The sequence below is a fragment of the Halomonas sp. AOP7-B1-5 genome, assembly GCF_052353045.1.
Classification (GTDB): domain Bacteria; phylum Pseudomonadota; class Gammaproteobacteria; order Pseudomonadales; family Halomonadaceae; genus Vreelandella; species Vreelandella colorata.
The window spans coordinates 172,358-179,956 of record NZ_JBQTDC010000004.1; the positions used below are offsets into that span (position 1 = coordinate 172,358).

At 54.0% G+C, this 7,599-nt stretch carries 8 protein-coding genes; 4 read left to right on the top strand and 4 right to left on the bottom strand.

Translation table 11 applies throughout. The features are described 5' to 3' along the window. The first annotated feature begins 209 nt into the window (after positions 1–209). Together ACT3XD_RS04045 and ACT3XD_RS04050 are read left to right on the top strand one after the other, a co-directional pair. Positions 210–1,910, top strand: a complete 1,701-nt coding sequence (locus ACT3XD_RS04045; RefSeq protein WP_192536707.1) for a sodium:solute symporter family protein — start codon at positions 210–212, stop codon at positions 1,908–1,910. Positions 1,911–1,936: 26 nt separating this feature from the next. Then, on the top strand, positions 1,937–2,065 hold the full coding sequence (locus tag ACT3XD_RS04050; RefSeq protein ID WP_225736001.1) for a putative transporter small subunit: 129 nt from the start codon (positions 1,937–1,939) through the stop codon (positions 2,063–2,065). A gap of 147 nt (positions 2,066–2,212) precedes the next feature. Here ACT3XD_RS04050 and ACT3XD_RS04055 read toward each other — a convergent pair whose 3' ends face one another. Further along, positions 2,213–2,698, bottom strand: a complete 486-nt coding sequence (locus ACT3XD_RS04055) for a PepSY domain-containing protein (protein ID WP_192536708.1) — start codon at positions 2,696–2,698, stop codon at positions 2,213–2,215. 178 nt (positions 2,699–2,876) lie between these two features. On the opposite strand from ACT3XD_RS04055, the gene ACT3XD_RS04060 reads away from it, so the two are divergent. Beyond that, positions 2,877–3,797, top strand: coding sequence for a YihY/virulence factor BrkB family protein (locus tag ACT3XD_RS04060; RefSeq protein ID WP_192536709.1), 921 nt, complete (start codon positions 2,877–2,879; stop codon positions 3,795–3,797). Between the two features lie 44 nt (positions 3,798–3,841). Here ACT3XD_RS04060 and ACT3XD_RS04065 read toward each other — a convergent pair whose 3' ends face one another. After that, complete coding sequence (locus ACT3XD_RS04065) at positions 3,842–4,786, bottom strand: AraC family transcriptional regulator (RefSeq protein WP_192536710.1); 945 nt, start codon at positions 4,784–4,786, stop codon at positions 3,842–3,844. A 224-nt stretch (positions 4,787–5,010) separates the two neighbouring features. On the opposite strand from ACT3XD_RS04065, the gene ACT3XD_RS04070 reads away from it, so the two are divergent. Next, a complete protein-coding gene (locus tag ACT3XD_RS04070) occupies positions 5,011–5,751 on the top strand; it encodes an SDR family oxidoreductase (protein WP_192536711.1) in 741 nt (246 codons plus the stop codon). Positions 5,752–5,877: 126 nt separating this feature from the next. On the opposite strand, the gene hxsA is transcribed toward ACT3XD_RS04070, so the two are convergent. Both hxsA and hxsC read right to left on the bottom strand, forming a co-directional pair. Then, positions 5,878–6,528, bottom strand: coding sequence for a His-Xaa-Ser repeat protein HxsA (gene hxsA / locus ACT3XD_RS04075; RefSeq protein WP_192536712.1), 651 nt, complete (start codon positions 6,526–6,528; stop codon positions 5,878–5,880). Further along, positions 6,525–7,599 (bottom strand): His-Xaa-Ser system radical SAM maturase HxsC (hxsC, locus tag ACT3XD_RS04080; RefSeq protein ID WP_444280542.1); only part of this gene is annotated, 1,075 nt, incomplete at its 5' end. The genes hxsC and hxsA, both read right to left, overlap by 4 nt.

Consider the following 7,599-nt stretch of genomic DNA (forward strand, 5'->3'; position numbering starts at 1 on the left):
GCTAACCACAGTACGTTTACTGTGTCTTGCCGTTAAAAAAATAACGTCAACGCGATGCTACGCGCACGTTAATTACCGTTTGCTTTAGCAAAAGGTGATGGACTCCGTCCACGGCTTAAAACCTCTCCCACCTTGCTCGTCGCTGCGTTCAGCATACTGCTTTGCGGTACTGCTTGATCGTGTCCGTTTGACCCAACGAGGACCTGTTTTTGAACAACGAATCACTGTATCAATTCTCATCCCTGACCGTTATTTTACTGCTGCTTGCCTTCTACGGCGGCACTTACCTCATGACTTTCGGCATACGCAAAAAGAACGAAGATGCCGATGCCTTTATGGTATCTAACCATCGAGTGGGCTTTGGCATGGGGGCGGCCAGCATGACCGCTACCTGGATTTGGGCGGCCTCGTTCTACGCCGCCGCAACCTCTGGCTATACCTATGGCGTATCAGGCCCTATCCACTATGGGTTGTGGGGCGCATTAATGATTCTATTTATCTACCCCTTCGGGCGCCGCTTTCGCAAACTGGCACCCAACGCACACACTTTGGGAGAGCTTATTCATGCCCGCCATGGCGCGTCTAGCCAACTAATTCTGGCGCTTTCCAATGTCCTGGGCAGCGTGATTAGCTTGATGGTCAATTTTACCGCCGCTGGGGCATTGGTTTCGGTGCTTTCACCGCTCTCTTTCCAGGCCGGGGTCATCATTGCCGGTTTCGGCGTCCTGCTTTACACGCTGTGGTCCGGTTTTCGCGCTTCCGTACTCACCGACTTTGCTCAACTGGTCGCGCTGATGGCCATTGCCATCGTGATCATTCCTGCGGTTTTCTTCGCCATGGGTGGCCCTTCACAGCTTGTTGCAGGGTTGGCAAATCTGACGCCCGAGCAGAACAACTTCTTCTCGCCAGACGCCATTCTCAATCAGGGCGCACCGTTTTTTGTCGCCGTATTGGCCTATGCGATTGGTAACCAGACGATTTCCCAGCGCCTGTTCGCGGTGAATGAAGACCATATCAAGCCCACGTTCTTGACGGCCACCCTAGGCTACGGCGCGATTGTAATCGGCTTAGGCATGATCGGCTTGATGGCACTGACACTTGGGATTGAGCCACTCAATGGCGACATGAACAATCTCATTCCCCAGATGGTATCCAGCTATCTGTCGCCCTTCTTCATTGCCCTGTTCTTTATTCTGGTGATTGGCTCGCTCTCATCGACCGCTGACTCCGATCTTTCGGCGCTTTCCGCCATTATCATGGCCGATGTCTACGGCAAGAACATTGCGCGCGGCAAGGCAGACCCTAAACGCATGCTGTTTATCGGGCGCCTGACCATGATTGTTGCCACGGTCGTCGGCATCGTATTTGCTAGTTTCTCGCTGGATATTCTGGTGATGCTGGTTTTCGTTGGCGCGCTATGGGGGGCTATCGTTTTTCCCGTGATCGCCAGCTGTTTCTGGGACCGCGTCACCAATACCGCCTTTACGGTATCCGTAGTGGCCGCCATGCTGCTGTTCTGCATTGCGCGCTTTGAATTAGTCCCTCTCACCGGGCTCGGTGGTTTGTTCTTCGAGCTACTCGCAAGCATTGGAGGAGGCGTCATCATCGGCCTGATGGTATTTGGCTTTCTTGGCCGTACCATTGGTTTTATCGTCGGTGTGCTGGCGATGATAGCGATGCTGATTTTTGCCACCGGCTTCCTGCATGACTACACGGTACTGTTGGCCTCCCTCACCGCTTACGGCACCAGCACACTGGTGTGCGTGGTGCTTAGCCTTGCCAGCCGCAAGCCACGTTTCGACTTTGCCACGATAGGCAGAAAAGTGGGCAACTATGACCACACGCTTGACGAAAAAAGTGCAGACGACCGGCCCCAGACGCCGCCACGTCATACGACTGCCAATGCCTAAATAACTTATTTCAGGAGACTGCTTCCATGACGCTACTATTCACTGTCTATGTGCTGGTGTGGCCTGTGCTGACACTCGCTGTACTGGTCGTTATCTGCCGCGCCGTCATGCGCGACCGTCGTAGCGCACGCGAGGAAAACCGCGAACTCGTTTAAACAGCAACCACGTTTAGAGTCCATGCGCTAACGTTAACGCATGGGCTCTAAACCTTAAGTGATGATACTGATCGATAAGGCTAAAACGACAACGCCCCGCAGGCATGAGCCAGCGGGGCGTTGAAGAATGGTAACTAGGCTTAGCGGTTATTGGCCGGCGTTGAACTCATCGATGCCGTAGCTGCGCTCCATTTCACGCTGGTCGCTGTCGAAGCCGCTGATCTCGACCGTACCGTCTTCATCAAGATCGATATCTTCGAAGCGATCGAAGCCGTCGCCGCTGGCCCGGTCGAGCAGACTGTTGAGCTGCTGCTGATCAAGCCCCCAGGGCGCAACCTGAGTATCTTCGTTCGACTCGTGGATGACTTCTCCGCTCTCGCCGTTCAGCGTCAATTCATACGCTTGACCCTCGGCGTTCCAGCCTTCAACCTCGAATTCCAATGTGCCGCGCTCTTCGTCTATCTGCAGTTCGCGAAACGACGTGACGCCTGCACTGGCAGCTTGCCCGATCATATCGGAGAAGGTCGCCTGGTCGAGCGCCTCTTGATAGTCGTTACGGTCGGCCATTGCGCCCTGGCTGAGTCCTAGCGTGGCGGCGGCGGTGAAGGCGAGTGCGATCGATGTCTTTTTCATGGCAATATCCTTTTTCGATGAAGTGACGCTTCGATGAATGAAACGCCTCAAGGTGAAGCGATGTCATCCAGTGGCACCCACTCTACTCAAGCCCACCTTACCCAAGCATGATACGTTCATTCATATTTCGTTCATGTTTTTTCACCCATGCATCGATGCACAAGGAGCGTGGCAAGTTATGGCTCGCAATCGCACACTGCTCAACAGCGTCTTGTTACTTCTGCCAAGGCTTACCGCCTTTGCCTGGCGGGTACTGAGCCACTTTCTGAAAAACCGCGGTATTCTGCTGGCCGGCGGCGTGGGCTACAACATTTTGCTTTCGGTCGTGCCGCTCTTTGCTCTGCTAGGGGTGATGTTGACGCGCGTGGTGGACGAGCAGCACCTGCTAGAGGTGTTGGCGGTGCAGGCGCGCCATCTCGCCCCAGCTCACGCCGAGGTCGTGATGGACGCCGTCCGAGGGCTGCTGGATTCCCGCGACGTGATCGGCATTCTCAGCTTGCCCATCTTGCTGCTGTTGAGTTCCTTCGCCTTTCGCATGCTCGAAGACGCCATAGCGCTGATCTTTCATACCTCTGAGACACCCCAGCGCCACCTCTGGATATCGATGCTGTTGCCCTATGCCTTCATGCTGGTGCTGGGCGCCGGGCTAATGGCGCTGACCCTGGTCGTCACGCTGGCAAGTTCGCTCAATGCGCTGGCGCTGGCCCTCTTCGCCCAGGAGCTACCGCTGGCAGGGCTCTCAGGGTCAGTGCTCAATCTGATCAGTTTTCTCGGTGTATTCCTGCTCTTCAGCGCCATTTACAAGGTGCTTCCGGTTGTCAGGATCTCCCTGCGCAGGGCAGTCGTCGGCGGCTTTGTGGCAGCGCTGCTGTGGGAAGGCGTGCGGCTGCTGCTGGTCTACTACTTTACCCACCTCTCTTTCGTCAACGCCATCTACGGCTCCCTGGCAGCCTTGGTGATCGTGCTGCTCAGCCTGGAAATAGGCGCCATCATTTTATTGCTGGGCGCTCAGGTCATCGCTGAGCTTGAGCGTAACTCGCGCCTTGGGCTCCCCTGGCATATCGACCCCGACCGCCAGCCGATCAGTCGGATTGATTAATTGAGCGGCGGACGCTGTTTTCACTGGCGCAGTACTTGGCGCTATCAATGCGGCACAGCGATATCGGTGATTGACGCAGGTGGGGATAGCGCAAGGCTCAATTTCATGGCGCGCACTTCTTTTGCCGGAGGCTGACCAAATAGTCGCTTGAACTCTCTGCTGAACTGGGAAGGGCTTTCATAACCTACCCGGCTTGCCGCAGCCGCCGCGGTCAACCCATCACGAATCATCATCAGCCGCGCATGATGCAAGCGCGTCGATTTGATGTACTGAATAGGCGAGGTTTGAGTAACGGATTTGAAGTGCGCATGAAACGCCGGAGCGCTCATGCCCACCTCATGGGCGAGCGTGCCTACTTCCAGCGGAGCGGCGAAATGTACATGGATGCGGCGCAGCGCCTTGGCTATCTTCCCGAACTGCCCATAGTGAGATAACGCCGAGCGAACACTTCCGCCCTGTTCGCCGGTCAGCACCCGGTAGCAAATTTCTCTCACGATGGATGGCGCCAGAATGCGTGCATCCGCAGGCGTTGCGAGCGCATCCAGTAAACGTAGCGTTGCACCGGCAAGCGATTGATCAAGCGGCGTGGAAAGCATGCCCCTGGGTGGGATTGGCTGGTAATCACCCGTTGCATCCAGCTGGGTCACAAGCTCTGCAATGACCGCGGCATCAAGGCGGATCGCAATCCCCAGCATCGGCACTTCAGGGCTCGCCTCCGTTTCTGAAATAAACGGTAGAGGTACCGCCAGTACCAGATAGTGATGGGCATCATAAAGATACATTTCACCGCCCAGATAGCCCCGCTTACGCCCCTGGCAGATGATAACGATGCTCGGCTCATATAGAACCGGGGTATTTTTAAGCGTCCGGTTTGAGCGCATCAGGCGCACATCACCCACCAGCGATTGGGTATACCCCTCCTGCGGAGCGAGCTGATATAACCGTTCGATTATCCGGCGCTGCACTACCGCATCGCTACTCGCTACCATGGGCAACCTCGCTAAATGCTCTCACTGTTCGCCATTGTTTATTGCCGCTGACACTGCCAGTACCTTGGGCAACATAAGAGCAATAGTATAGGTTGTTGGGTCGGTTTCCTGCCTCCAGCCCGCCAATTAATAGCTTTAGGCAAGCATGCAAGAGGATCGTCTCTATTGCCGTTCGTGGGCACCCTCTACGCTTTCCCTGTACTTTCCCACAACAGGAAAAACGTATGACCAGCCTATCGAACGTCCCCTCTAAAGTTATTTTATTGACCGGCGCCAGCAGCGGTATTGGTGAAGCCACGGCCCGCGAACTGGCCAAGCAAGGCCATCGCCTGATTATTGGCGCGCGGCGTACCGACCGACTGGAAGCACTGACACACGACCTGCGTGCCAGCGGCGGCACGGTTGATTACCAGGCCTTGGATGTCACTAGCCTTGAAGATATGCAGGCGTTTACAGAGTTTGCGATCACTACCCATGGCCGCATCGATGTCATCATCAATAACGCGGGCATCATGCCGCTTTCCCCACTGTCAGCGCTCAAGGTAGACGAGTGGAACCGCATGATCGATGTGAATATTCGTGGCGTACTAAACGGAATCGCGGCGGTTCTTCCCACCATGCAGGCGCAACAGGCGGGGCAAGTCATCAACATCTCCTCCATCGGCGGGCTGAGTGTCGTGCCCACCGCTGCGGTTTACTGCGCGACTAAATACGCCGTGCGCGCCATTTCCGACGGTCTGCGTCAGGAAACCAACTGCCTGCGCGTAACCTGCGTTTATCCAGGCGTTGTGGAGTCGGAGTTGGCCAACACCATCACCGACAAGGAAGCCGCCGAGGCCATGGAAGCTTATCGTCAGATCGCGCTTAAACCGGAGGCCATTGCCGCCGCCATCGCCCATGCCATCAACCAGCCTGACGATGTCGACACCAGCGATATTGTGGTGCGGCCTACTGCAAGTCTTTAGTTTTTCAGCGGTGAAACGTGCCCAGGTATCCGGTTAAGTGGTAACTAGATACGCCCCCGGTGAGCGTTAAGGCGCTTTGCGGGGGGTCAAATAATCTACAAAATATCGAATTATGAATTTAATAAGTTACGGAATCATAATACCCAACGCATTCAGCGTTGGCGTATCCATCCGGCCGTTAACCTCAATTCCCGATTCAGATTGGAACAGCATGAGTGCTCCGCGGGTTTGATTACCCATTATTCCGTCTAGCGCCCCTTTGTAATATCCCTTGATCATTAATGCCGTTTGTACGCGCATAATGAGCTCTGCAAGGTCGCCACCATCAGCTCTTCTTTGAGGCGCTACATTGGAGGCAGAAGGAGATCTTAAAGAGTTAGAAGAGTTATTTAAATTGGCCCCCGTGCTGGAACCTGAACTGGAACTAGTTGCCGAGCCAATGCTGCTGTTAGTAGTGCTTGGCACAGACCGAGTAGCCGGAGGCGAATAAGTGGTTCTTGGTGCACTGTAGCCGCTTGATCCGCTGTAATGGGATCGGTGAGAGCTGTGGGAGCGGTGAGAACTATGGGAGCGATGCGAACGATGTGCCGCATAAAGATTCACCGCATCCTCAGCATTAAGAGTATTTCTAAATACTGGAGGCTCGTTATCAGAGCTCTTCCCCCAGTCAAACCCTTCAAGCGTATCTGGCCCTGCATAGGCAAATGGTGTACTCACCATAGGGAGAAGCGCCATGGTTTGGCCAATTAAAAGCTTCCAACGGGTTAGCAATTTCATGATGCCCTCCTTACGTATTCAGCAAGCTCATTTATGGTTATTGAACGGATTCCACGGCTCTGCCAACGAGTAGTATGAGACTTAAAGAAGCCCGCACACCGGGCCACCCCTGCACAGCTTTGGCAAGTGTCAATAAACAGGTTTTTCCAGTCAGAAATACTCTGACGATAAAAAGGCATTAATGATGGTTTCAAGACACAGAGTGGCAGGTTATACACCGACACATTCATACCTCTTGCATCCAGAAAGTGTGCTGCTTGGCTCAGCTCTTCCTGATAGTCCATTGGGTCAATCCAAAGCTCTTCGTAATGCTTTTTAGCCAATCCCATATTCTCGACACCCATCAGAGCTACATGCTCTACAAAGGGCATATTGCGGAAAATGAAATAGGCAAGTTCAGGTAGGCGTCGCGTCGTCAACCGGCTCAGTACTACACGAATCTCTATTCGCTGATTCGCCCTAGCAAGATTGTAAATACCCTGCATCGTTTCACTGAACGCGCCGGGAGCTTGCACCACATGGTCGTGATCATGGGCGTTATCCGCATACAGCGGCACGCCCCAGGTCAACTGAGGGTGATCAATCTGCCTTAAATCTGTAATCCAGGTGGGGTCATTAAGCAAGCGGCCATTACTGAGAAGGTGAAGCGACTTTTCCGGAAGCATCTCTTTGGCTTTAAAGAGAATTTCCAGCAACCCATCTCGATAAATGGTTGGCTCACCACCGCTAATACCCAGTTGTTCTTCGCCTGAATCAATTAAACCCATTAGGCGAAGGTTTTCGTCTACATGCCAAGCATCATCAATGTCTTTGGGTGGTTGAGAGCACATCAGGCAGAGACTGTTACATCGATCGGTCATGAACAGTAGATTGCTATTAGAACCTCGTCGATACAGTACCCGCACTACTGGCGACCCCGGCGACACAACAATAACATCACCCGGCTGTACTACATTCGGGTCTTTCGCATTGAGAAGTTGAGTGCCTGAGAATGTATTAGAAGGCATCGTCCCTGTGGAAAAAAGCACTCCTCCCACCGGCAACGATAGTAGTTGATGACTGGTATCTGAA